The organism is Paenibacillus silviterrae (assembly GCF_030167925.1).
Taxonomy (GTDB): domain Bacteria; phylum Bacillota; class Bacilli; order Paenibacillales; family NBRC-103111; genus Paenibacillus_G; species Paenibacillus_G silviterrae.
In genome coordinates, this window is the sequence record NZ_JASKUT010000001.1 from 4,317,687 (window position 1) to 4,340,975 (window position 23,289).

At 53.2% G+C, this 23,289-nt stretch carries 23 protein-coding genes; 14 read left to right on the forward strand and 9 right to left on the reverse strand.

The genetic code is table 11. From position 1 onward, the window contains the following. Positions 1–4 precede the first annotated feature (4 nt). Positions 5–661: a ribonuclease H gene (gene rnhA / locus QMO62_RS19940; RefSeq protein WP_284643623.1), complete on the forward strand. Its 657-nt coding sequence runs from the start codon at positions 5–7 to the stop codon at positions 659–661. A gap of 133 nt (positions 662–794) precedes the next feature. On the opposite strand, the gene QMO62_RS19945 is transcribed toward rnhA, so the two are convergent. Next, a complete protein-coding gene (locus QMO62_RS19945; RefSeq protein WP_284643625.1) occupies positions 795–1,058 on the reverse strand; it encodes a hypothetical protein in 264 nt (87 codons plus the stop codon). A 172-nt stretch (positions 1,059–1,230) separates the two neighbouring features. Between QMO62_RS19945 and QMO62_RS19950 the strand changes: the two genes are divergently transcribed. The 3 genes from QMO62_RS19950 to QMO62_RS19960 all read left to right on the forward strand — a co-directional run bounded on the left by QMO62_RS19950 (position 1,231) and on the right by QMO62_RS19960 (position 5,946). Further along, positions 1,231–1,950: a DUF554 domain-containing protein gene (locus QMO62_RS19950; RefSeq protein WP_284644988.1), complete on the forward strand. Its 720-nt coding sequence runs from the start codon at positions 1,231–1,233 to the stop codon at positions 1,948–1,950. 137 nt (positions 1,951–2,087) lie between these two features. Beyond that, a complete protein-coding gene (locus QMO62_RS19955) occupies positions 2,088–3,830 on the forward strand; it encodes an ABC transporter ATP-binding protein (protein WP_284643627.1) in 1,743 nt (580 codons plus the stop codon). A gap of 28 nt (positions 3,831–3,858) precedes the next feature. Further along, complete coding sequence (locus tag QMO62_RS19960) at positions 3,859–5,946, forward strand: ABC transporter ATP-binding protein (RefSeq protein ID WP_284643628.1); 2,088 nt, start codon at positions 3,859–3,861, stop codon at positions 5,944–5,946. A 69-nt stretch (positions 5,947–6,015) separates the two neighbouring features. Here QMO62_RS19960 and QMO62_RS19965 read toward each other — a convergent pair whose 3' ends face one another. Further along, complete coding sequence (locus QMO62_RS19965; RefSeq protein ID WP_284643630.1) at positions 6,016–6,684, reverse strand: thiamine diphosphokinase; 669 nt, start codon at positions 6,682–6,684, stop codon at positions 6,016–6,018. Positions 6,685–6,839: 155 nt separating this feature from the next. Between QMO62_RS19965 and QMO62_RS19970 the strand changes: the two genes are divergently transcribed. Then, positions 6,840–7,247 (forward strand): DoxX family protein, encoded by a 408-nt coding sequence (locus QMO62_RS19970; RefSeq protein WP_284643632.1) that lies wholly within the window; start codon positions 6,840–6,842, stop codon positions 7,245–7,247. Positions 7,248–7,329: 82 nt separating this feature from the next. Here the strand turns inward: QMO62_RS19970 and QMO62_RS19975 are convergent, their stop codons facing one another. Continuing rightward, complete coding sequence (locus QMO62_RS19975; RefSeq protein WP_284643634.1) at positions 7,330–7,518, reverse strand: YqaE/Pmp3 family membrane protein; 189 nt, start codon at positions 7,516–7,518, stop codon at positions 7,330–7,332. 71 nt (positions 7,519–7,589) lie between these two features. Beyond that, positions 7,590–8,363: a DUF1836 domain-containing protein gene (locus tag QMO62_RS19980; protein ID WP_284643636.1), complete on the reverse strand. Its 774-nt coding sequence runs from the start codon at positions 8,361–8,363 to the stop codon at positions 7,590–7,592. A gap of 254 nt (positions 8,364–8,617) precedes the next feature. Here QMO62_RS19980 and QMO62_RS19985 point away from each other — a divergent pair, with 254 nt between their 5' ends. Together QMO62_RS19985 and ytvI are read left to right on the forward strand one after the other, a co-directional pair. Beyond that, positions 8,618–9,943: a hemolysin family protein gene (locus QMO62_RS19985; protein WP_284643638.1), complete on the forward strand. Its 1,326-nt coding sequence runs from the start codon at positions 8,618–8,620 to the stop codon at positions 9,941–9,943. Positions 9,944–9,998: 55 nt separating this feature from the next. Further along, the gene (gene ytvI / locus QMO62_RS19990; RefSeq protein WP_284643640.1) at positions 9,999–11,042 is read left to right on the forward strand and encodes a sporulation integral membrane protein YtvI; all 1,044 of its coding nucleotides are present in this window, start codon (positions 9,999–10,001) and stop codon (positions 11,040–11,042) included. Between the two features lie 63 nt (positions 11,043–11,105). Here ytvI and QMO62_RS19995 read toward each other — a convergent pair whose 3' ends face one another. The 4 genes from QMO62_RS19995 to QMO62_RS20010 all read right to left on the reverse strand — a co-directional run bounded on the left by QMO62_RS19995 (position 11,106) and on the right by QMO62_RS20010 (position 15,648). After that, entirely contained in the window at positions 11,106–12,260 is a 1,155-nt protein-coding gene (locus QMO62_RS19995; RefSeq protein WP_284643642.1) for a virulence factor, read from the reverse strand. Positions 12,261–12,355: 95 nt separating this feature from the next. Then, positions 12,356–12,946 carry a guanylate kinase gene (locus QMO62_RS20000; protein WP_284643644.1) on the reverse strand — a complete coding sequence of 197 codons (591 nt, stop codon included), beginning with the start codon at positions 12,944–12,946 and terminating at the stop codon, positions 12,356–12,358. Between the two features lie 146 nt (positions 12,947–13,092). After that, the gene (locus tag QMO62_RS20005; protein WP_284643645.1) at positions 13,093–14,763 is read right to left on the reverse strand and encodes a DEAD/DEAH box helicase; all 1,671 of its coding nucleotides are present in this window, start codon (positions 14,761–14,763) and stop codon (positions 13,093–13,095) included. Between the two features lie 165 nt (positions 14,764–14,928). After that, on the reverse strand, positions 14,929–15,648 hold the full coding sequence (locus QMO62_RS20010; RefSeq protein WP_284643647.1) for a YhcN/YlaJ family sporulation lipoprotein: 720 nt from the start codon (positions 15,646–15,648) through the stop codon (positions 14,929–14,931). Positions 15,649–15,990: 342 nt separating this feature from the next. Here QMO62_RS20010 and coxB point away from each other — a divergent pair, with 342 nt between their 5' ends. From coxB to QMO62_RS20040, 6 genes are all read left to right on the forward strand, one after another. Further along, positions 15,991–17,004, forward strand: a complete 1,014-nt coding sequence (gene coxB, locus QMO62_RS20015) for a cytochrome c oxidase subunit II (protein WP_284643648.1) — start codon at positions 15,991–15,993, stop codon at positions 17,002–17,004. Between the two features lie 30 nt (positions 17,005–17,034). Beyond that, entirely contained in the window at positions 17,035–18,888 is a 1,854-nt protein-coding gene (ctaD, locus tag QMO62_RS20020; RefSeq protein ID WP_284643650.1) for a cytochrome c oxidase subunit I, read from the forward strand. Further along, positions 18,885–19,508, forward strand: a complete 624-nt coding sequence (locus QMO62_RS20025) for a cytochrome (ubi)quinol oxidase subunit III (protein ID WP_284643651.1) — start codon at positions 18,885–18,887, stop codon at positions 19,506–19,508. Before ctaD ends, QMO62_RS20025 begins: the two co-directional genes overlap by 4 nt. Position 19,509: 1 nt before the next feature. Continuing rightward, on the forward strand, positions 19,510–19,824 hold the full coding sequence (locus QMO62_RS20030; protein ID WP_284643653.1) for a cytochrome C oxidase subunit IV family protein: 315 nt from the start codon (positions 19,510–19,512) through the stop codon (positions 19,822–19,824). A 105-nt stretch (positions 19,825–19,929) separates the two neighbouring features. Continuing rightward, the gene (locus QMO62_RS20035; RefSeq protein WP_284643655.1) at positions 19,930–20,835 is read left to right on the forward strand and encodes a cytochrome c oxidase assembly protein; all 906 of its coding nucleotides are present in this window, start codon (positions 19,930–19,932) and stop codon (positions 20,833–20,835) included. Between the two features lie 32 nt (positions 20,836–20,867). Next, positions 20,868–21,329 carry a DUF420 domain-containing protein gene (locus QMO62_RS20040; protein ID WP_284643657.1) on the forward strand — a complete coding sequence of 154 codons (462 nt, stop codon included), beginning with the start codon at positions 20,868–20,870 and terminating at the stop codon, positions 21,327–21,329. Between the two features lie 61 nt (positions 21,330–21,390). On the opposite strand, the gene QMO62_RS20045 is transcribed toward QMO62_RS20040, so the two are convergent. Further along, entirely contained in the window at positions 21,391–22,140 is a 750-nt protein-coding gene (locus QMO62_RS20045) for a C40 family peptidase (protein ID WP_284644989.1), read from the reverse strand. A 147-nt stretch (positions 22,141–22,287) separates the two neighbouring features. On the opposite strand from QMO62_RS20045, the gene QMO62_RS20050 reads away from it, so the two are divergent. Next, positions 22,288–23,274, forward strand: a complete 987-nt coding sequence (locus QMO62_RS20050) for a TlpA family protein disulfide reductase (RefSeq protein ID WP_284643659.1) — start codon at positions 22,288–22,290, stop codon at positions 23,272–23,274. The last annotated feature ends 15 nt before the right edge of the window (positions 23,275–23,289 follow it).

Sequence of the window (23,289 nt, forward strand, 5' to 3'; positions counted from 1 at the left end):
GGCGTTGGCAAAGTCGAAGTATTATGTAGTATGGGAGGGCCGTCAGCCGGGCATCTACACCTCTTGGGCAGAGTGTCAGGCGCAGACGAACGGTTTCCCGCAAGCGAAATTTAAAGCGTTCGAGAGCGAGGCGGAGGCGAAGGCGGCGCTGGCCCGCGGGTGGAAGGCGACGTTCGGCGCGGCGGCGAAGAGCACTGCGGGAACGGGAGCCAAGACGAAGTCGGCAGGCTCCCCAAGCGGGGAGCTCGCACCCGAGGTGGACCTCGACAGCTTGTCCGTGGATGTGGGCTGCAGCGGCAATCCCGGCATCGTCGAGTACAAGGGCGTGTCCACGCGGACGGGCGAGGTCATTTTCCAGCATCCTCCGATCTCTAAGGGAACGAACAATATGGGCGAATTTCTCGCGATCGTGCACGCGCTGGCCTATCTGAAGAAGAAGGGCAGCAGCATGACGGTGTATAGTGACTCCATGACGGCGATCAGCTGGGTCAAGAAGAAGAAGGTAGCCTCCACTCTGGTGCGCGATGCGTCTACGAAGGAGATCTGGGATTTGGTAGACCGGGCGGAGGCTTGGCTGCAGAACAATAAGTATCCGAACAAGATCATCAAGTGGGATACCAAAGCCTGGGGCGAGATCAAAGCCGACTACGGGCGGAAGTAATCATTCAGGCATTCCGGGAGAAATTTCCGGGGGGTGCCTTTTTTGTCAGTAGGCTGACCGGCTTCCATAACAAAGAGCGTCTTCCGCGGCGGACCGTGAAGGACGCTCTTCTCTTTTGCCTACTGATGGCTTGCTATTCCGCCCGGTTCGGCTCTGCGTGGCCTTGGTTGATGTGCTGGCGCTTCTCCGTGTTGGCTTTGGTGTTCTTAAAGAGCTCCGCTTCCTGGCTCTCGAGAGGGAGACTGACCAGCTCCCACTCCGTCTTCCCGAGCGTCAGATCGGACGGAAACACATCACCGCGCTTTAATGTCTCTTCTCGTCCGTCTTCATTCGCATACACGCCGGTGGTTTCGACTTCTTCCCCGGACATCGGGTTCATGTCTTTGTTGTTTGCCATGGCTTCCATAACCCTCCTTCATCGAATTCGAGCGTTAGTATACCCTGATTGGTGCGAAGTATGAAGGCGGGTGCGAATCAACCCGTTGTCAAAAATCCTCGTCGGCGTTATGATGGTACAAGTATTTTCGGGTCTGCATGACATGCAAGACAACAAGGAAAGGAACAAAAGAATGGCATTGTGGGGAACGATTGTCAACGCGCTGGCGATTATTGCCGGAGGGCTTCTAGGTTTATTTCTGCAGGGAATGCGCGATAGGATTAGACAAACGGTGATGCAGGGGATCGGACTTGCCTTGCTTGCGCTGGGAATTTCCATGACATTGAAGTCAAGCGATTTCCTGCTTATTGTGTCGAGCCTGGTCCTGGGCGGCTTGATCGGGGAGCTGCTGAAGGTGGAGCAGGGATTGGAGCGGCTCGGCAAGCTGCTGGAGCGCGGGGTGAATGCCGTCGTACCCGGCATGAAGCAGGGCGGCATTGCTGCGGGCTTCGTCAGCACAACGCTGCTGTATTGCGTGGGAGCGATGGCTGTACTGGGTGCCATGGACGGAGGGCTGCGCGGCAACCACGATATATTGTATACGAAGGCCATGCTGGACGGCTTTACGGCCATTATTTTTGCTTCGACACTCGGAATCGGGGTGCTGTTCTCGTCCGTGCCGGTATTTCTGTATCAGGGAGCCATCGCCTTGGCCGCTTCGCTCATCGCCGCGTTGATTGATCAAGCGATGCTGACCGAAATGCTGACACAGATCACCGCTGTCGGCGGCGTGCTCATTATGGGGCTGGGTCTGAATGTGCTGGACATTCGCCGGATTCACGTGGCGAATCTGCTGCCGTCGATTCTCATTGCGGCTGCGGCCGTTCCTCTGCTGAATTGGATAAGCGGATAGAAGCTGTACTTAGGAGGGCCCTTCACAGCCGAAGGGCTTCTTTGTCGTGTACGGAATCGTTTAACTTAAACTTTCCGATGGCAAACTACCCAGATTATGGTATGTTAAAAGGTGTGTGAAAAGGAGGCTTACTCACAATGTCGTTTATTATGAGACTTTCATGGTTTTTCCGGGACCGCTGGATCCATTATGCCGTCGCGATCGGATTGATGGCCTTGGTGAACATACTGGGCATTATTCCGCCGCGAATGATCGGGTCGGTCATTGACAGCATTCGCACCGGGTCGCTGACGGCAGCAGAGCTTCAGCAATCCGTGCTCCTCCTCGTCGGGCTGGCGCTGCTTGTCTACGGAATGGTTTACATCTGGATCACAACCTTGTTCGGCAATTCCATCTTATTGGAAAAGCTGCTGCGCACCCGGCTGCTAGCGCATTTGACGCGGATGGCGCCTTCTTTTTTTCAACGCAACAGCACGGGAGAATTGATGGCACTTGCTACGAACGACGTGCTGGCTATCAGCCAGACGGCAGGCTACGGCGTCATGACCTTGGTCAATACCGTCGTCGGCACAGCGGTTGTCATTACGACGATGGTCTCCCTGATCAGCTGGAAGCTGATGTTGGCGGCGCTCATTCCGATGCCTTTCGTCGTAATGGCCATCAGCCGGCTCGGGAAGGAAACCCGGAAGCGGTTCATTGCCGCGCAGGCCGCCTTCGGCAAAATGAACGACCAGGCGCTGGAGTCGATTTCCGGCATGCGGGTAATCCGTTCGTATGTGCAGGAGAAGCATGACCTGGAGTCCTTCGATCGGGTGACGCAGGACGTCATGACGAAGAACATGAAGGTAGCGGCGATCAATGCGCTGTTTCATCCGATTATTTCCCTGATTGTCGGGATGAGCTATGTGATCGGCATCGGCTACGGCTCGTATTTGGTATTTCAGCAGGAGATCACGCTGGGGCAGCTGATTTCCTTTAACATTTACCTCGGGATGCTGATTTGGCCGATGATCGCTTTCGGCGAATTTATTAATGTACTGCAGAGGGGGACGGCTTCGGTGGACCGGCTGTCCGCGAGCTTCGCCCAGCAATCGGACGTTCAGGATCCTTCGCAGCCTGCGCAGGTGGAGATGCCTAGCCGGATTGAGCTGGACCACTTGACGTTCCGTTACCCCGGTGCTTCGAGCGATAGTCTGAGGGATGTGTCCCTGACCCTGGAGCGCGGGCAAACGTTAGGCCTTGTGGGCCGGACCGGCAGCGGCAAGAGTACGCTCCTGAAGCAGCTTCTTCGCTACTATACGGTGGAGCCCGGCAAGGTTCGCATCTCCGGAATCCCTATTGAGCAGCTGACGGTGGAGAGGATTCGCAGCTGGATCGGCTATGTGCCTCAGGAGCATCTTCTGCTCTCGAAGACGGTGCGGCAAAATATTGCCCTAGGCGTGCCGGGAGCCACGGATGAGCAGGTGCGGCACGCTATCGAGATGGCTTCCTTCACGCAGGACATCGCTCAGCTGCCGCAAGGGCTGGAAACGGTCGTCGGCGAGAACGGCGTGATGCTGTCCGGCGGCCAGAAGCAGCGGGTCAGCATTGCGAGAGCGCTGCTGGTGAATCCGGAAATTTTGATTCTCGACGACTCGCTGTCGGCGGTCGATGCGCGGACCGAGAGCGCCATCCTGCAGCATATCCGAACCGAACGGGCAGGAAAAACAACGCTGATCGCCACCCATCGTCTCTCTGCCGTCATGCATGCGGACTGGATCGTAGTGCTGGAGGACGGAAGGATCGTAGAAGAGGGGACGCATGAGCAGCTCATGCTGTTCGGAGGATGGTACAAAGAGCAGTTCGAACGACAGCAGCTGGAGGCGAACCTGCAGGAATAAGCGGGGGGTAAGGAGGGATGGGAATACAATGAAATCCGATAAGCCTTCGAAGGCAAGAAGATTACTGAACTACGCACTTATTTTTAAATATAGAATTTTGGCGGCATTGCTTGTTCTCTGCTGTGCGGTAGGCGTGGAGCTGGCGGGCCCGTTCATCGCTAAAACCATCATCGACAAGCACATCGCGGGTATACAGCAGCCGTGGTACGAAGCGGCGGAGCCCGGCCGGGTGCCTTCCGGAATCAAGCGGGTGGACTGGAGCGGCCGGGCTTACATTCGTCAGGACTGGGCGCCGGCGGGTGGGACGGACTTCGGCAAGCCCGTGCGCATCATGCAGCTGGAGCGGGGGATGTATCTCGTGCGGGAGCCGTCCGACTACAGCGGCGACTGGAAGCTCGCGGAGGAAGCGACTGCTTCGGGCGGTCAAGCGAAGGTACAGGTCACCCGAGCCGGCGGCGTTGTGGAAACCTATTCCGGGACGAAGCTGACGTCGGCGGAGATCGGACTCTTCTACCAGCATGATTTCAAGCCGGTGCTGGGCTGGCTCGGGCTGTTCGTCGGGCTGCTGATCGCCGGCAGCACCATGCACTATATCCAAGGGTATACCCTTCAGACGACGGCGCTTCGTATTATCCAACGGATGCGGATGGACCTTATGAATCATATTCAGCGCATTCCGATCCGCTATTTCGACAGCACGCCGATCGGCCAGGTCGTCTCTCGTATCGCTAACGATACCGAAGCGATCCGCGATCTGTTCATGAGCTTCATGGCCACCTTCGTGGTCAGTACGATCAATATTGCAGGTATTTATATCGCGCTCTTTCTGCTTGATGTTCGCCTTGCTATGGTGGCGCTGCTCTTCGTGCCGCTCTTTACGGTAGTGATGGCGGTGCATCTCAAGTATTCGAGAAAATACATCGAGGTCATGCGTGCCCGTCTGAGCGATATGAACGCGATGATCAGCGAATCGATCGCCGTCATGCCGATCCTGCAGGCGTTCCGGCAGGAGAAGGCGCGCCGGGATGAGTTCGAGGTGCTCAACCACGACAGGTATGTGAACAACATCAAGCAAATACGGGTGTTCTCGTTGTCCTCCCGGAACTTTACGGGATTGGTCGGTTCCCTCTTTACGGCGGGCACGATCTGGTACTTCGGCGGGCAATCGCTGCAGACGGCGATCTCCTTCGGTGTCTTCTACGCCTTCATTGATTACATGGGCCGGTTCTTCCAGCCGATCATCGGGATTTTCGATCAGCTGCTGAATGCGCAGCGCGCGTTGGTTTCGGCCGAGAAGGTGTTTTATTTACTCGATCTGGAGGGCTCCGAGGTGGAGGCAACCGAGGAGGTACAGCGTCCAGAAGGGCATGTGGTGTTCGATAACGTGACCTTTGCCTATAAGGAAGGAGAGCCTGTGCTGCGCGGAATCAACATCGAGGCGCGGCGCGGGGAGACAGTCGCTCTTGTGGGACACACCGGTTCAGGCAAAAGCTCCATCATGAACCTGCTGCTCGGCTTCTACGAGCCTACGGGCGGTTCGATCCGCATCGACGGCCAGGACATCAAGGGCATGTCCAAGCAAGCCCTTCGAAAGCATATGGGCATCGTGCTGCAGGACCCGTTCCTGTTCGCCGGAGATATCAAGTTCAACGTGAGCTTATATAACGACAAGATCGGCATGGATCAGGTGAAAAAAGCGCTGGCTGACGTCGGAGCCGCCTCCTTCATCGAGCAGCTGCCGGGAGGCTACGACGAGCCGGTCGTCGAGCGGGGCAGCACGCTGTCCGCCGGGCAGCGGCAGCTTATTTCGTTCGCGCGGGCGCTCGCCTTCGACCCGGCGATCCTCATCCTCGATGAGGCGACGGCCAGCATCGACAGCGAGACGGAGGGCCTGATCCAGCAGGCGCTGCAGGTGGTGAGCGAGGGGCGGACTACGTTCGTGATCGCCCATCGGCTTTCGACTATCCGCGAAGCGGATCAGATCCTCGTGCTGCACCGCGGAGAGATCGTAGAACGGGGCAATCACGAGCAGCTGATGCAGCTGCAAGGACGGTATTACCGGATGTACCAGCTGCAATCCGGCAACGCGGATCCTACGAGTGCCGTTACCGCATAAATCAACAGACAGGGAACGCTTCTCCTGCCCAAGGCAGACGAAATGTTCCCTGTCTGTTTGTGTTGGCGCTCATTCCTTGGCGGCTGTGTCCGTGCTTTGGATCACCAGCAGCAGCCCCTCACGCAGGGTGATCCTCCCTTCGGAGCCGAGCAGCACGTTGCTGATCCCGAGCGATTGTCCGAGAGTCAGGGTCGCTTCGTAGAGCGGATATTGGAAGCCCAGCAGGGTAATGCCCCTCACTTCCAGGCTTAGCGGCAGCAGCGATACATGGGAGAAGCGCCCCTTGACCACGCTATGCTTCGACGGTCCGCTCAGCAAGGTCAGCTCATTATGAGCATCGACGATCCGGCAGTCAACGCCGGCATCCAAGGCTTGCCGAAGCAGGTGTACATTCGCCAGAGAATGATCCCAGCGGGTGCCGAGCACGCCGCACAGCAGGATTTCGCTCACCTCTTGCTGCAGGGCGAATCGAACCGCCATTTCCGTATCCGTCCAGTCCTTCATGACAGGGTCGCACGCGGTAAAGTGCTTGCTGCAAGCTTCAATCTGCCGCAGCTCGTCTTTGCTAACCGAGTCGAAATCACCTAACGCTACGTCCGGCCGGTACCCCTGCTGTACCAGAAAGAGTGCTCCCCGATCCGCACCGATCAGCATATCGTTGTCCCTTATCTCAGACAATGCCCATTTTCCGAGCTGCCCGCCTGAGAAAATGACGGCTCGTTTGCCGGAACGTTTCATCTTATCACCTGTGTATGCTCATGATAGCTTTATTTTATCATAGTTAGGAAAGAGATTTAAGACCAATGAATAAATAGCAATCGAAGAGAAACGCTTGCCGCTTGGTCATGTTATCTTAGAAGGAACGATGAAATGAAACAATGGAGGTTATGTACATGACTGGAAAATTGTCCAAAGGCCGGCTATGGACGGCACGTATCATGAGCGGGATTACCATTTTATTCATGTTTATGGACAGCATAATGAAGCTGGTGAAGCCCGCACCGGTTATCGAAGGAACCGTTACGCTAGGCTTTGGGGAGCATCACATCGCGATCATTGGGATTCTCGGGCTGCTTTCCACGATCCTGTATGCCGTCCCGCGCACATCGTTCCTGGGAGCGCTGCTGCTGACCGGCTACTTTGGCGGAGTGATCGCAACCCAGCTGCGGATGGATGCCCCGCTGTTTACCCATACGCTGTTTCCTGTTTATTTCGCCGTTCTTGCTTGGGGAGGACTGTGGCTTCGGGATGGGCGAGTACGAGGCCTTCTTCCCGTCCAAGGCAGAGGCTTGGATCAGTAACAAAAATGCGGCCACCGAGAAAAGGCAGCTGCCGGCACGGGATACTAGATTCCCGGGTACGGAAGCTGCCTTTTTTAATCCATTAATGGTGCATATGTCGTGCAAGCTTCTCCATCCGTTTGTCCTGCTTGCGCTCATGAACGACCATGCAGGCATGGATGGCGCCAGGAAGCCAGAAGCATAGGGTCAGAATCAGGTTAAGAAATGCCTGAAACGGCTTGCCGCAGAACAAAACGGCCACAGGAGGAAGCAATATCGCCAGAAGATACATCGTAGATCCACCTCCACTTGAGTATTACTTAGTAATACGTTTTGCGATTGCTTTTGTTTCGCGGCGGCCGCCTAGCTTAGCCCATGGAGAAACAGCGTTGCATTCATATACCTGCGGGCCAGCGAGTGGAAGTAGGCCGTCTGCACGGATACCATCGCGATGAACAGCACATTGCGCACCGCTTCCTTCTGCTCCGCATTCAGCCCCTCCAGACTGCAGGCGTACTGGTCGGCCTTATGCCGGATCGTCGTTTCGGTCAGCGCATCGTAATTTCTTTTGCCGAAGCCGTGTCCTTGAACGTCCATGACTTGGTCGTTATTGGCATCCAGCTCTTCGAACAGCCGTGAATACGCGGCATATAGCTCCGCTGGGCCAAGCAAATCATCGCTGTCCTCCTCCGGCTTGCGAAGGACGACGTGAAGCAGCTTGCGAATCGCTTCAAAATCGAGGCAATGCTTCATATCATCAATAATGAAGAGCAGCGCCGCTTGATCGACCGAGTATTTTTTGCCGAGCTTGGGCGACCCCAAATAATCCTTGAAATCCCGTTTCACCCAGTTTTGCATCGAGGTGATGGAGATATTGGTATATTCAATTTGGTTTCCGAGGGATACTATCTCTTGCAGAGAAAAGCCTTCCATGCTCTCGTGCTTGATCATTTTCTCCATGACCGGAGGAAGATGAGTGGAGAGAAAGGCCGTGAGCGAGCTGCCGTGCTTCATTTGGGTCAGGTGATTCTTTTTCCAGGCCTCCTGCAAAATCATTAACGGACTTCGATCCGCGGCGCCTTTCATGGCCAGGAGCATTTGCGCCATTTCCTTGCGGGTAAGCGTGAAGGTCTCCAAACTCCTGCCACCTCCGTTCATGCTTAAATTTTCGGGTTCATATGAACTCATCATAAATCCAGTCGTAAGCGCTTGTCAAAGGTAGATAATGAAGATGCCGAACTTCTTTTGCGGGAAAATAAACCCGTAGACGCCTTAAATGGTCGAAGGCGCCCTTTTTAGAGCATTTCCTATTTACCTGATCTTTACTATAATAAGTTCATAAGAACTTTATCTGTTCATGGTTTTAAAATCTACTTATGAGGAAGGTTGATATGGCCTTAAATCTGTTTCTCGTCGCGCTGTTGATTCTGCTGACTGCTTTCTTTGTTGCTACGGAGTTTGCTATCATTCGCTTGCGCTCCAGTCGCGTAGATCAGCTGATTGCGGAAGGAAAGAGCAATGCGGTGGCAGTGAGAAGGGTTCAAGCCAATTTGGACGGGTATTTGTCTGCGTGCCAGCTTGGTATTACGATTACAGCGCTTGGCTTAGGCTGGCTCGGGGAGCCGACGGTGGAGAAGCTGCTGCATCCGTTATTTGAAATGTTCGGTGTTCGAGAGGATATCGCCAGCTTGTTATCCTTCGTTATCGCTTTCGCTTCGGTCACCTTTTTGCACGTCGTGTTAGGTGAGCTTGCCCCGAAAACATGGGCAATTCAGAAAGCGGAGGCCGTGAGTCTGTTTACGGCGAAGCCGATCATGTTATTTTATAAGGTGATGTATCCTTTCATTTGGCTGCTTAACGGTTCTGCGAATGGGCTTGTGCGGATGTTTGGCTTGAAGCCGGCAAAGGAGCATGAGGAAGCCCACTCGGAGGAAGAAATCCAAATTATTGTCAACGAAAGCTACCAGAGCGGCAAAATCAACAAGGCGGAATACGGCTACGTGAATCGAATCTTCGCCTTTGACGAGATGCTGGCGCGTGAGATTATGGTGCCGCGTACGGATATGGTATGCTTATATACGAATAACTCACTGGAAGAGAATTTGGAAGTGATCCGCCGGGAGCAATACACACGATTTCCGATTGCTCAGGAAAGCAAGGACAACATCATCGGGATTATTAATACAAAGCAATTTTTCTTAAAATATGATCATCTTTCCGAATCGTTCGATATCTCCGAGCTGCTGCAGCCGGTGCTTAGCGTCCCAGAGTACATGCCGCTGAATCAATTGCTGAAGCGGATGCAGAAGGAGCGTGTTCACATCGCCATTCTGGTCGATGAGTACGGCGGTACCTCCGGGCTGATTACGATGGAGGATATATTAGAGGAGATCGTCGGAGAGATTCGAGACGAATTCGACGCCGACGAGGCCAAAGAGATCGAGCAAATCGATCAAGACAAATACATTCTGGACGGCAAGGTGCTGCTGACCCAATTGAATGCTATCTTCGGCACGGCACTGGAGCACGAGGATGTAGATACCATAGGCGGTTGGCTGTATACGCAGAACCCGGATATCCAGCTGAATATGCCTATCGAGTATGATGGCCTGCGATTCGTCGTGGTGGATAAAGAAGAGCATCGAATTCGAAGGGTCGAGGTAAGCCGTGAAGTGCCTGCTGCACTGCCTGATGCCGCGGATGAATTGCTGATTTAATTGCAGCCGGGAGCAGGACTCCCGGCTTATCGTACATAGAAGGGAAGGAAAGCATGTGCCGCTAAGAACGATTGGCTTCATGGCTGCCGCCATTCTGCTGCTGTACCTGATGTTTACGGTGGGCTTTCCGTTTTTGCTGGCTCTCATCGTAGCGATTTTGCTGGAGCCTTTCGTCGGGTGGCTGCAGAGGGGCCTGAAGCTGAACCGCGTTATGAGTGCTTTGACCGTATGCTCTTTGTTTTTGATCGGCGCATTGGCCCTCGTTATTTTTATCGGGCTGACGATTTTTAATGAATTTGTAGAGTATATGGGGAAGGTCCCCGGGATCATTAGCGAAGCGGACCGGTTTGTAAGAGAGGCTGTAGTGGGTGAGGGGATCCTGTACCGCTCCTTCCCTGAGGATTGGGCGGGTTATATCCAGAGCGGGGTTGAGATGGGGCTCGAATATATTACTCAGGGAATTAACTTCCTTGTTACGTCTTTGTCCGGCATGATGCTGGGCATTGCGAAAACGGTGCCGAATCTGCTCATCTTCCTGATCGTATTTGTGATTGCATTATACTTGATCAGCTTCGGTCTCCCGAATATTAGGCAGGCTTTCCTATCGATCTTCGCGGAGAATACGCGGCATAAGATGGAGGCTGTTCTGGAACACCTTAGAGTCGCAGTGGTCGGGTTCTTAAAAGCGCAAATTTTGCTAAGCTTTCTTACTTACATCGTTTCCCTTGTAGGATTGCTGTTCCTCGGTGTCAGCTATCCGCTGGCGATTGCGCTGCTGATCATCATTGTGGACCTGCTGCCGATTCTGGGTACGGGCTCCGTCCTCGTTCCATGGGCCATCTACAGCTTTGTAGCTGGAGATCAGCGACTTGGGATCGGGCTGATCATTCTCTTTGTTGTCATTACGATCTTCCGCCGCATCGCCGAGCCGAAGATCGTGGCGGATGCCGTGGGTATCAGTGCCTTGGCGGCCCTTGTCAGCTTATATATCGGGCTCCAATTGGCCGGACTGGCGGGGTTGTTCCTAGGTCCGCTGGTCGTCATTTTCTATCAGGCGGTCAAGAAGGCCGGCTTGTTGAAGCTTCGTATTGAACTGTAAGCATCGTAAACACCGGATGGAGGCTTCTTGGAAGCGACCATCCGGTGTTTATTGGTTTACGCTCTATTTTTCCCGGTTGGCCATCTGCTGCCATACGGAGCCCGCGGCAGCTTCACCGCTCTCGATCCGTTCGATGGCCATGCGAATTTGCATGCGAACCTCGAATTCGGGATCCTCCTGCGCAGCCTGCAGGGCAGGGAGAGCCTCGGCATCACCGGCTTCATACAGAAAGCGTGCCGCTCTCCAGCGAACCAACTTATTCGGGTCGCCGAGCGCCTCGACCATAGCATCCTGCGCTTCGGGAAACCCAAGGTCGGAGAGCGTATCGCCGGCCGTTCGGCGAACCGAAACGGAATCGTCCTTCAATGCTTCATAAAGATAGGGAAGCACGGAAGAATCCTTCAAATCGCCGAGATAAACGGTTGCCAGGCGCCGTACTGTGGATTTCTCATCCCGCAGGGCGAGCAAAAGAAGGGGCACGGTTTGCGGCTCCGGCTTGATCTGCTCCAGCGCCGCATAGCGCTTTTTCCAGTCGGGATCCTTTAGCTGGCGTTCCAGCTCTTCGTACGATAGACCGGTTTGCCGATCCACTGCTTCAAGTGCTTCGGCTATGCTAGCTACCGGCGCATCCATAGCTTGTTGAATCAGCTGCTCCAACCGTTCTTGGGGAAAGGAGGCGTCGATTTCCTGCACCAGCTCGTCAAGTACTTCCTGTAAATCGCCGTAACGGACACCCCAATCCTCCAGGCTTCGTTCCCTAATTAAGTTAGGGGCTGCGGCAGCAGCGCGTATGGCCGATTCATTGAATCTTTCGGGAAGCGCCGCCCGTTTCTCTTCAGTGCCGTTGGATGCCCGCAGCTGAAGGGGGATTCCCCGAAAGTGCTGAAGCTTGACATGGACCTCACCGAAGGAGGTTTCTTGCTGCGGGTGATCGGGAGCCGTGCCGGCAGGGTGAGAGGCGGATCCTCCTAATACTTCGCGAACCTCTGCCAGGATTCGCTGCCAATCACCGTGAGCCGTTCGATCCAGGGCGATAAAATCCGCCGAGCGGTACAAGCTCCGGACTCCCTCGATCGCCAGCAAACGGTTCAGCGGCTCGGGAGCGCGGCCGGCCTCCTGCCGGGTATAGGTTTCCCTGACATGCTCCGGGACACGTTCGGTTAATGTAATTTTCATCGTATTCGGGCTAGGGGTAGGTTCAATAGAGATGATGGTCATCGCATGGCTGCTCCTTTCGGATAGGCAAAAGAGACCGCAGACTCGTGAAGGGTCTTAACGGTCTCTTCTGTTAGGTTGTATGTAACCGGCTGCTTCTAATCGAGATCCAGCAGGTTGCGGTGCAAATACTTCTGGTCGAGCGTCTTCGTTAAATCAAAAACGGTATGAGCTAAATCCACATTCTCGAAAACGTGTTCACAAGCATCCTTGTAAGCCATCTCTTCGTCGTAATGCGACATGTACCGGTCAATCAGCTCAGGCGAGTCGCCGCGTTCCTGCTCGCGCCGGAGCACGGTTTGCCGATCTGCATAGATGAAGATCCGTACCGCGTGATTGCCGTAGACCTGCTTCAGTACGTCGGCACCGTACCGGTTCAAGATGAGATAAATCGCGCCGTGCTTCTGAAGCATCGAAGCGACATCCTGTTCCTTGATCCCGTAAAGGTTTCCGTCGATTTCAAGTACCTCAATAAATTGCTTGGCCGCTTCCGCCTCGGCGAACTGATCTCGGGTAATAAAAAAATAATCCTGTCCATCTACTTCAGAAGAGCGTGGTGTACGTGTCGTGTAGGAAAGCACCTGTTTGACTCCAAGCGTATCGCCTGACATTTGTGCAACGGTCCTGCGCCCGGCTCCGTTCGGGCCTGTGAAGATAAAGATTGTATCTGTATCCTTTAACTCGTACATAGAATCCCTCCTTCATGGTAGTGAAAGATCAGATCGTTGACGGCAGCCCACTTCCTTATTTTACATGCTTTCCAGGAAGAGGTAAAGGGCGGAGGGGGAGAGCTTGTGCCCTCCCAAGCGTTTTTCTCCACCCGAACTGGGATCGCCTATCTTCCGCGCCTTCCGCCACCGCTTCGATTCGCACCACCACGCTTCGTATCCGCTCCACGTCCTCGTGCCGCAACACCCGTCCGCGCCGGATTGCCCGTTGCCCAGGTGGCCGCTTTGTCCGTCCCGCGCCCGCGTGCCGCTGTGCCCGCGCCGCGAGCTTGCTCACCGCCGCGCCCGCGCGCAGCTTGCTCGCCGCCGCGCCCCGCGCGGGCTTGCTCGCCGCCGCGTCCACGCGCAGCTTGCTCGCCGCCGCGCCCCGCGCGAGCTTGCTCGCCGCCGCGCCCCGCACGAGCTTGCTCGCCGCCGCGCCCCGCGCGAGCTTGCTCGCCGCCGCGTCCGCGCGCAGCTTGCTCGCCGCCGCGTCCGCGCGTGGCTTGCTCGCCGCCGCGCCCTGCGCGGGCTTGCTCGCCGCCGCGCCCCGCGCGAGCTTGCTCGCCGCCGCGTCCGCGCGTAGCTTGCTCGCCGCCGCGCCCCGCGCGAGCTTGCTCGCCGCCGCGTCCGCGCGTAGCTTGGTCGCCGCCGCGCCCGCGCGCAGCTTGCTCGCCCTCCGGCGCCCGGCCCTGCCGCTTCGCGAGAGTTTGCTTGATCCCTCTCTCGATTTTCTCGAGATGATCGGCATCCCGCGGTGCTGCGAAGGTAATCGCCTTACCGCGCTCGCCCGCACGTCCCGTCCGTCCAATGCGGTGAATATAGCTCTCTGCGTCATGCGGGATGTCGTAGTTATATACATGGGTAATTCCTTCTACATCCAGTCCCCTTGCGGCGATATCCGTCGCTACCAGCAATTGAATTTTTGCATCGCGAAACCGTTTCATGACTTGCTCCCGCTTAGCTTGGGTCAAATCACCGTGCAGCTCATCCGAGCTGTAGCCCCGTTCGTTCAACTCCGCATTCAGCTTCGTGGCCCGCAGCTTCGTCCGGCAGAAGATCATTCCCAAATAAGGAGGATCCTCATCGATCGTTTTACAAAGTGCATCCAGCTTGCCTCGGTCTGTCGTGCGAACGACAACCTGATCAATTTCCTCCAGAGTAATTTTCTTTGCCTGAACGGCGACTTCCTTAGGCGTGCGCATATAGTTCCGCGCCAGCTGCTTGATTTTATCCGGCATCGTCGCGGAGAACAGCATAGTCTGCCGTCGTGTCGGCGTTTGCATAATAATCTCTTGCACCTCGGTTAGAAAGCCCATATGCAGCATTTGATCCGCTTCATCCAATACGAGCACCGACAGCCTTCCGAGATCCACGGTTTCCCTGCGAAGGTGATCAAGCAGACGCCCAGGCGTTGCAATGATCATATGCACCGCACCTTCAAGCTTCCTGATCTGCCTTTCGACATCCTGTCCCCCATAAGCAGACAAAACTCGTAAACCGCGCAGAGGCGCCCATTTCTTCACCTCATCGGTGATTTGAATGGCCAGCTCGCGGGTTGGGGTTATTACCAATCCTTGCACGTGGGACTTATTTGCATCCAGCGACTCCAGCATCGGCAGCAGGAAGGCCAGCGTTTTCCCCGTTCCGGTCTGCGCCTGTGCAATCAAATCATCCCCCGTTAAAGCAAGAGGGATCGCTTGCTTTTGAATGGGCGTGGGATCCGTATATCCTTCCTTTGCCAGCGCCTCCGCCAAATCCGAATCTATGCCTAGCTCCGCAAAACCATTCTTCTTCATGATCATTCTCCTTAGGTGGAAAAACATTCCGGTTATTATATGTAAGCATTCTACAGGAACCGCGGGAAAAAAGAAACTGCATGAGGCCTTAGGCCCCATGCAGCGCTAATTGTTGCCTATTTCTACCTATATATATTGTAGTTTTACATCGATGCTTTCATTCGGTTACCGTCCATTATTCTCCGTTTGCGTAGGGATCGTGACGCCAGTGCCGAATATACGTTCGTTTAATGAAACAAACCGTTCGCGATATGGCTCTAGCGGTCGCCCTTGCCATGCTTCCTGTGCAATGGCATTAAACTCATTGACGTAATCACGGTTGGCCGAAATGTACACATCCTGAACCGATGGCTGGGCCATGCGAATCTTTTCGGCAATTTTTTGCTTAAACATATGGGATAAATACTCATGATGCATCACCGTATCGGCACCTTGCACTCCCGGAATCAGCTGATTAGGATCGGCATAATCGTTCCCCTGGTCGTAGGTGTTGTATAAGCCTCTAACAAGTCCGTAGTTGTTTGTCTCTGAACCGTGACCAGGCACAGCATCTGCACGGCCGCTGCGGGTACCGAAGGCCGTATTGTCGATGGTGATCGCCACATAGGCAATATTATCGCCCATCATGACGATGGCGCTGTTTACGCCGCTCATGCCCTGCACCATGTCGGACAGTGTTTGATTTAGCTGCAGGTTGGTTACTTTATGGGAAACGGTGGCATACTGCTGTTGAGTCTGATAAGCACGGGAGTTGTTTTCCGGCGGAGCATCGCGTCTGGAGCCGTAGTTATTAGCGCTGTTGTAGTCATAGTAAGCGAAGCAGCCGGAAATACCGACGGTCAGCACGCCCAGAGAGACGGTCTTCAGCAAGCGGGATAATTTCATGACCAGGCCTCCTCATAATGAATGAACTACTCTTAGGATTCATTAAATAGGAGGTTTTATGCGTCATAAACATTGGTTCGCAATATGCATAATTTCACCTCTTTTTGGAAATAACCATGAAGAGGAAAAATGACGTCAACAAAGGAAAAATGGCGGACTTCCGAACGTTTTGTGAACTCGTCTAGATTGATTGACAAAAAGTAGGCACGAATTTATAGTTATAATGGTGATTAGGTTCCTTGACAGGAAATGATTTTTTTTGCAAGGGTTTTATGGCAATTTTGTAAGACGGCAAGTGCTCGTTGTTCCGAAACATTTACGTTCTAAGGTGGGATTGATAAGATGATTCGATGGCAAAATCTGTGGCGGCTCATCCCTCTATGGATGGTGTTACTGCTAGCAGGGTGTGGAGATCCGACGACTTCCGCCTTGAGACCAAGAGGACCCGTGGCCAGAGACCAGCTATTCCTGATGAAGCTCAGCTTTGGGATTATGATTCTGGTCGTAGTGGTCGTTTTTGTTATTTACCTGTACGTGCTCGTTCGCTTCAGACAGAAAAAGGGCGAAAAAGATATCGTACCTAAGCAAGTGGAAGGAAGCCATACGCTCGAGCTGATTTGGACGGTTATTCCGATCATTTTGCTGCTCATTCTGGCGGTACCGACAGTTCAGTATACGTTCAAGGCGCTTGAGGACCACCGCGGTAACCAGGATGCGTTGCACGTCAAGGTAACGGCCCATGCTTTCTGGTGGCAGTTTGAATACCCGAGCCTGGGGATTGCGACTGCACAAGACCTGGTCATCCCTACAGGGAAGAAAATCGCTTTTGAAATTACGGCATCCGATGTAAAGCACTCCTTCTGGATTCCATCGCTCGGCGGGAAAATGGATACCAACCCTGGATTGAACAACATCTTCTATCTGCAAGCGGATGAAGTGGATACGTTCAAAGGGATTTGTGCGGAGCTTTGCGGAGCTTCCCACGCATTGATGTTATTTAAAGTAAACAGCTTGGATCCTGCGAACTTCGATAAGTGGGTTGCCGATATGAAAGCTCCGGCTACTATCCCTGCAGACGCGAAGCGCGGCGAGCAAGTGTTTAAAGATAACTGCTTGTCCTGTCACGCAGTCAATGCACAAGGACTTGGCGCCGGACCGAACCTCAACGGATTTGCGAAGCGTGAGATGGTTGCCGGAATTCTGCCGCATAACGATGAGAGCCTGAGAAAGTGGATTCTCGATCCGCAAGCGCAGAAGCCGGGCAACAAGATGCCTGCGTTCGGACCTAACGGACCAAAACCGCTTGGTGAACAAGACGTGAATGATTTGATTAAATATCTGAACGCGCTGCAATAACGGCATCAATGGAAAAAGGAGGTTACATTCGTGGCTCACGCACACACAGTTAAACGTCATACCGGCATCATGGATTGGCTGACGACCGTCGATCACAAGAAGATCGGGATCCTGTACTTGCTTGCAGGCGGATTCTTCTTCCTGATCGGTGGACTGGAAGCGATCCTGATCCGGATTCAGCTGGCCTACCCGGACCAGAAGATTTTTATCGGGGACACTTTTAATCAGTTAACGACGATGCACGGAACAACGATGATCTTCTTGGCGGCCATGCCCGCCATCTTCGGCTTCATGAATGCGATCGTACCACTCCAAATCGGAGCGCGCGACGTAGCGTATCCATTCGTGAACGCCCTTGGTTTTTGGTTGTTCTTCTTCGGGGGCTTGCTCCTCAACACCTCCTGGTTTTTAGGCGGTGCGCCGGATGCGGGCTGGACGGCTTACCCGCCGCTCTCCGGACTTGTCGATCCTACAGGGGCCTTTAAGGGCGTAGACTTTTACGTGCTGGGCTTACAGATCGCCGGTCTCGGTACCTTAATCGGTGGTATTAACTTTATCGTAACGATTATCAACATGCGCGCGCCTGGTATGACTTACATGCGGATGCCGCTGTTTACCTGGACTGCTTTTATTACGTCCATCCTGATCTTGTTCGCGTTCCCTGCCATTACGGTAGGTCTGGTTGAATTGATGTTCGACCGCATTTTTGACGGGGCGTTTTTCGATGTATCGAAGGGCGGTAACCCTGTACTGTGGGAGCATATCTTCTGGATCTTCGGTCATCCGGAGGTATACATTCTGATTCTCCCTGCATTCGGTATGATCTCTGATATCGTATCTACGTTCTCCCGCAAGCGTCTGTTCGGTTACAGCTCCATGGTATTCGCTACAGCGCTTATCGGTTTCCTTGGCTTCATGGTTTGGGCTCACCATATGTTTACAACGGGTATCGGTCCGATCGGGGACGCCATATTCGGGGTAGCGACGATGGCGATCGCAGTACCTACTGGGGTGAAAGTATTTAACTGGCTGTTTACTCTGTGGGGCGGTCAAATCAAGTTTACAACAGCAAGTATTTTTGCGACAGCATTCATCCCGACATTCGTTATGGGTGGGGTAACAGGGGTTATGCTTGCAGTTCCTGCGGCTGACTTCCAATACCACGATACGTATTTCGTTGTAGCTCACTTCCACTATGTTATCGTCGGCGGCTTGGTGCTCGGTTTGTTCGCAGCTGCTTACTACTGGTGGCCTAAGATGTTCGGCCGTCTGCTGAGCGAAACACTCGGAAGAATTCATTTCTGGACCTTCTTCATCGGCTTCCACTTGACCTTCTTCCCGCAGCACTTCCTCGGACTGATGGGTATGCCTCGCCGCGTATTCACTTACGAGCCGGGCGTCGGTTTGGAGCAAGGTAACTTTATTAGTACCATTGGTGCGATTCTGATGGGTATCGGTACGATTGCATTTATCATCAACATCATCGCTACGTCCCGCAAGCCGATGAATGCACCGAACGATCCATGGGATGCACGTACATTGGAGTGGACGATTTCTTCTCCAGCTCCTGAATATAACTTCAAGCAGACTCCGCTGGTTCGCGGCTTGGATGCTTTCTGGAAAGAAAAGATGGCCGGCAACAAAGAAATGACTCCGGCAGAGCCAATCGGCTCGATCCACATGCCATCGCCTTCGATCCTGCCGTTCTTTATGTCGGTTGGCTTGTTCATTTCGGGTTATGGCTTCATGTATCACCACTATGCTGTAAGTATTATCGGTATCGGCATCACCTTGATCTGTATGTTCCTTCGTTCCGTTTACGACGATCACGGCTGGCATATCGAACCGGAAGAGTTAAACGATGATAAGGGGGTTAAGGCATGAGTGCAGCACATCACGAAGTAGGCGGTGCCCTGCCACCTCATCCGGAAACGGCAACCCTGGAAGGTAAGAATAAAGTTCTCGGCTTCTGGCTGTTCCTCGGCGGAGAATGCGTATTGTTCGGTACGCTGTTTGCATCGTTCGTGGCACTTCGTAACCAAGTGCCGGACGGTCCGACGGCTCAGCATTTGTTCCAGCTTGACATTGTTGCTTTGTCAACGTTTATCCTGCTTACAAGCTCCTTGACGAGCGTATTCGCCATCATGGCGATGCACCGCAATAACTTCAAGGCGCTTCAAGGCTGGATGGCGGTAACGATTGCCCTCGGACTTGCGTTCTTGGGTCTTGAGATTTATGAGTTCTATCACTATGTACATGAAGGTCACGGCTTTACGACCAGTGCCTTCTCGACTTCCTTCTATGCATTGGTCGGCTTCCATGGAGGCCACGTTGCTTTCGGGGTGCTTTGGATCGGTCTTCTGATCATTCAGGGCTTCAAGAAGGGGCTGACGGTCGTTACGGCTCCGAAGTATTATGTTGCAGCGCTTTACTGGCACTTTATCGACGTCGTGTGGGTATTCATCTTCACCGTCGTTTACTTGCTCGGAAAGGTGGGGCCGTAAGATGGCAGGACAACATTCATCTTCCGCTGGGAATGAGCGTCACCGGTTAGAAGGCCCTAAGAATCACTATTTGTCGTACATTATCTCGATCGTGCTTACGATGTTGGCCTTCGCAGTCGTTCTTTACGGCGGCTTGGATCGTTCCTTCATCATCCTCTTCTTGGTAGGTCTGGCAGTAGTGCAAATTATTTTCCAGCTGGCCTACTGGATGCATATGAAGGAAAAAGGACATTTGTGGCCGATCGTTGGTCTTCTGTTCGGATCGTTTGTTGCATTGACGGCTCTAGCAGCCGGTGTTTACTGGACATTCTGGTAGGATATGTGGGAGAGGCGGCTTTGATTAGAGAAGGCGCCTCTCTTTTTGGATAAGTATGTAACAGAATTCACAAGTTAGACACAAGCGGAGAAGATGCTCCCTTGGATGAAAAAAAGGTATAGAAAGGAGCGGCCACTCATCATGCTTACCCATCCGATCCACATCGCTCATGAAGAGCATGTGCAAGCTGTGGCGCCTTCGTTCGCTCAGCTGTGGAGTCCCGGTTTTTTGCTGGTGTTGGTTGTTCTCGGTATTTTGTACACGCTGTTTACAGGCTCTTGGAGGCATCGTATTGAAGGTTCGGAGCCGGTGGCGCAGAAGCATCGCCTGTATTTCTGGATTGGCTTGGCCTTCTGGTATGCAGCAGACGGAAGTCCGCTAGCGTACTACGGCCATCACTATTATTTCAGCATTCACATGCTTCAGCAATCGATGCTGTATTTGGTTATGCCGCCGCTTTTCCTTCTGGCCACTCCAGGATGGCTGCTGCAGGCAGGACTGCGCAATGCTGCTGTCGAGAAGGTGTTTCGCTTCATTACCAACCCGATCCTGGCCCTGTTTGTTTTTAACTTTGTATTTTCCGTATATCATGTCCCGATTGTGATGGACTATCTGATGGTGAACGGAACGGTTCATATGTTATATAAAGTGGTATTCCTTCTTGCCGCCTTCATGATGTGGTTCCCGGTATATACGCCGCTGCCACAATACGACCGATTGAGCGACATGAAGAAGCTTGCTTATATTTTCATCAACGGACTGCTGCTTACACCGGCTTGTGCCTTGATTATTTTCGCTAAGGTTCCGTTGTATGCGATGTATGCTGCGATTCCGGATCAGCAGCTTCTGCTCTCTACGGTGAACGATCAGTCGTTTGGCGGCGTAATTATGAAAATCGTACAGGAAATCGTTTACGGCTGGGCTCTCGGGTATATTTTCTACCGCTGGTATCGCCGCGAACGGAAAGATGAACTGCTGCTGGACGCTCCCGAGAATTGGAACCGGGCATAAACTTTATAATTTGTCTATTAGGTGGGATTGTAATGAATTTACCTATACTGCCTACGATCAGTACAAGCTTCATTGTCATCAGCGCCGTATTCGTAGCTTTCGGCTGGTATCAGATTGTGAAGGGAAACCGGGAGACGCATCAGAAGCTAATGCTATGGGGAGCCTTCTTTGCCATTGCCTTCTTTCTCATTTATGCGAGCCGAACGGTATTCGTAGGAAATACATCGTTCGGAGGACCGGAGAGCCTGAAGCTGGCCTATCATCTCTTCTTGTTTTTCCATATTACTCTAGCGACGGTTGCAGCGGTTTTCGGAATTACAACCCTGATCTTCGCTTTCAACAAGAAGTTTGCAAAGCATAGACGTATCGGTAAAATCACAACGGTCGTATGGCTGCTGACGGCGCCAACAGGAGTAGTGGTATATACGCTGCTGTATGTGCTGTACCCGGGAGGGGCAACCAAGCCGGTGATCGATGCGATTCTCGGCACGTAAACCAGCATAAGAAAAGCAGTGAAGTCTCCAAACGGGGACCTCACTGCTTTTTTCATAAAGGCTACTTTAATGCGCTTCCTCCGAAGATGAATCGCTTCTCCCAATGCTTTCCGTCAATCGTATCGATTCGAACGCCTCCTGAGGCCTTGGAATAAGTGTGGAGGATCTTTCCATCCCCTATGTAAATGCCGGCATGCGTAATGCGTTGTCCGGACTTATCCGATGGATAGCTGCCGGAGCTGCGGTACTCCATGAAGAACATCAGGTCGCCTGGCTTCAGATTAGACCAAGTCTTCGTCGTACGTCCGATTGATTTCACATAATCCCCTTGAGCACGCGAATCGCTTGGCAGCGTAATGCCGGCACCATCCTTGAAGGCTTGTTTAATAAAATCGGAGCAGTCAAACGTCTTTGTAGTCGAACGGTCCGATCCGTATTCGTAGGGCGTGCCGAGGTAGGCTCTGCCCGCGTTAATGATTTTCGTGCGAAGTGCCGACGTGTCCGCCGGCTGCGTAGGTGTCACGCTGCCTGATAACACTTTCACATACTGGCTGCTAGTCGAGATATAACCCACTTGACCGCGGGAGTCTTTGATTTTGTACCACCAGGAGTTTACCTTCTCAAGGATGTCGATGTACTCGCCGTCTTGGATATAGCGAATTCGGGAAGAACCTGTATCCGGAGCCGTCCGGAAGCTGACACTGCTAACAATAACGGCATCTGCGGCAGCGCTTACAGGATGAGCCAGCATAGCTTGGGAACCGAATGCAATCGTAGTGGCTAACAAGGCGATCGTCAATTGTTTTTTCATCTTCATGATGTATTGGCCTCCAGTAGTAAGTTATGATTTGACAAGGACGAAGACTCACTCCACAATGTGTGTAAGGACATCTGCGGAATGGAGAACGGACGAACAATGGATACGATAAATGTAGGACCCTTACTTTTAAAAAGAGACATGCTGGAATGGATCCTTGCGGCAGCGGCTGGCTATAGCTTGATGCGGCTAAGAATGAAAGGAACGGCAACAGGAGCGAGAATCGGCTCTCAGCTGCTTAACGCGCTGTTATGCGGCATTGTGGTTTGGAAAGGCAGCTTGCTGCTCTTTAGCCCCATGGAGGTAATCCGGCAGCCGATGTCACTGCTCTATTTTACCGGAGGAGCACGTGGAGCTTGGCTTGGAATGGCCGCTGCTCTTGCCTATGTATGGCTGCAAGCGCGAAAGGAAGAGCGGACGAGCAGACCTCAATACATTGATTCGACATTATTCTTCATTTTGTGTGGGTACTCGATAAAATTGCTGTTGGATGTTCTCTCGGGCGGCGAACACATGCTTCGTGACGGATTGATCGTTTTGTTAGCCGTTCTTGTCGGCAGCCTTTGGCTGCGTCAGGTCGCTCCGGGTCAGCTCAAAGGCGCCGCTCAGCTGGCTGTTATGTTTTTGGTCGGCAGTGCCTTGATTGTTTCGTTTGCTGCGAACCTGTGGGAAAAGCCGGATGCTTCACAGTCATCGGAAGCGGGCTATGGTCTCAATATCGGACAGCAGGCCCCGGATTTTGAGGTACAGAATTTGGAAGGGAAAACCGTTAAGCTTTCCGATTACCGTGGGAAAACCGTTGTGCTAAATTTCTGGGCCACCTGGTGCCCGCCATGTCGTGCGGAAATGCCCCATATGGAGCGATTCCACGAGCAGTATCATGACGATGTAGTGGTCTTGGGGATGAATGCGACGACAACGGAGGCCAGTCCGAATGTGGTTGAGGCTTGGGTCAAGGAGTGGGGACTTCAATTCCCGATTGTGCTGGATTCGCAGGGTAAGGTGATCGAGGCGTATCGGATTAACTCTTATCCGACTACCTATGTGATGGATGCGGAAGGAAAAGTGATTTATCGCTATCAGGGACCGATGAATTTTGATATGCTGAAGGAAGCGACGAGAAAATAAAACGTTTCAATGTTA

What these genes read in the sequence shown, in the direction of transcription:
- QMO62_RS19960 (WP_284643628.1), top strand. Translation starts at nt 3,859, where the DNA reads ATGAAATCCGATAAGCCTTCGAAGGCAAGAAGATTACTGAACTACGCA.
- QMO62_RS19950 (WP_284644988.1), top strand. Translation starts at nt 1,231, where the DNA reads ATGGCATTGTGGGGAACGATTGTCAACGCGCTGGCGATTATTGCCGGA.
- QMO62_RS20040 (WP_284643657.1), top strand. Translation starts at nt 20,868, where the DNA reads ATGAATTTACCTATACTGCCTACGATCAGTACAAGCTTCATTGTCATC.
- QMO62_RS20030 (WP_284643653.1), top strand. Translation starts at nt 19,510, where the DNA reads ATGGCAGGACAACATTCATCTTCCGCTGGGAATGAGCGTCACCGGTTA.
- QMO62_RS19955 (WP_284643627.1), top strand. Translation starts at nt 2,088, where the DNA reads ATGTCGTTTATTATGAGACTTTCATGGTTTTTCCGGGACCGCTGGATC.
- QMO62_RS19970 (WP_284643632.1), top strand. Translation starts at nt 6,840, where the DNA reads ATGACTGGAAAATTGTCCAAAGGCCGGCTATGGACGGCACGTATCATG.
- QMO62_RS19995 (WP_284643642.1), bottom strand. Translation starts at nt 12,260, where the DNA reads ATGACCATCATCTCTATTGAACCTACCCCTAGCCCGAATACGATGAAA.
- QMO62_RS20050 (WP_284643659.1), top strand. Translation starts at nt 22,288, where the DNA reads ATGCTGGAATGGATCCTTGCGGCAGCGGCTGGCTATAGCTTGATGCGG.
- QMO62_RS20000 (WP_284643644.1), bottom strand. Translation starts at nt 12,946, where the DNA reads ATGTACGAGTTAAAGGATACAGATACAATCTTTATCTTCACAGGCCCG.
- QMO62_RS20005 (WP_284643645.1), bottom strand. Translation starts at nt 14,763, where the DNA reads ATGAAGAAGAATGGTTTTGCGGAGCTAGGCATAGATTCGGATTTGGCG.
- QMO62_RS20045 (WP_284644989.1), bottom strand. Translation starts at nt 22,140, where the DNA reads ATGAAAAAACAATTGACGATCGCCTTGTTAGCCACTACGATTGCATTC.
- QMO62_RS20035 (WP_284643655.1), top strand. Translation starts at nt 19,930, where the DNA reads ATGAAAAAAAGGTATAGAAAGGAGCGGCCACTCATCATGCTTACCCAT.
- QMO62_RS20025 (WP_284643651.1), top strand. Translation starts at nt 18,885, where the DNA reads ATGAGTGCAGCACATCACGAAGTAGGCGGTGCCCTGCCACCTCATCCG.
- QMO62_RS19965 (WP_284643630.1), bottom strand. Translation starts at nt 6,684, where the DNA reads ATGAAACGTTCCGGCAAACGAGCCGTCATTTTCTCAGGCGGGCAGCTC.
- QMO62_RS19975 (WP_284643634.1), bottom strand. Translation starts at nt 7,518, where the DNA reads ATGTATCTTCTGGCGATATTGCTTCCTCCTGTGGCCGTTTTGTTCTGC.
- QMO62_RS19945 (WP_284643625.1), bottom strand. Translation starts at nt 1,058, where the DNA reads ATGGCAAACAACAAAGACATGAACCCGATGTCCGGGGAAGAAGTCGAA.
- coxB (WP_284643648.1), top strand. Translation starts at nt 15,991, where the DNA reads ATGATTCGATGGCAAAATCTGTGGCGGCTCATCCCTCTATGGATGGTG.
- QMO62_RS20010 (WP_284643647.1), bottom strand. Translation starts at nt 15,648, where the DNA reads ATGAAATTATCCCGCTTGCTGAAGACCGTCTCTCTGGGCGTGCTGACC.
- QMO62_RS19985 (WP_284643638.1), top strand. Translation starts at nt 8,618, where the DNA reads ATGGCCTTAAATCTGTTTCTCGTCGCGCTGTTGATTCTGCTGACTGCT.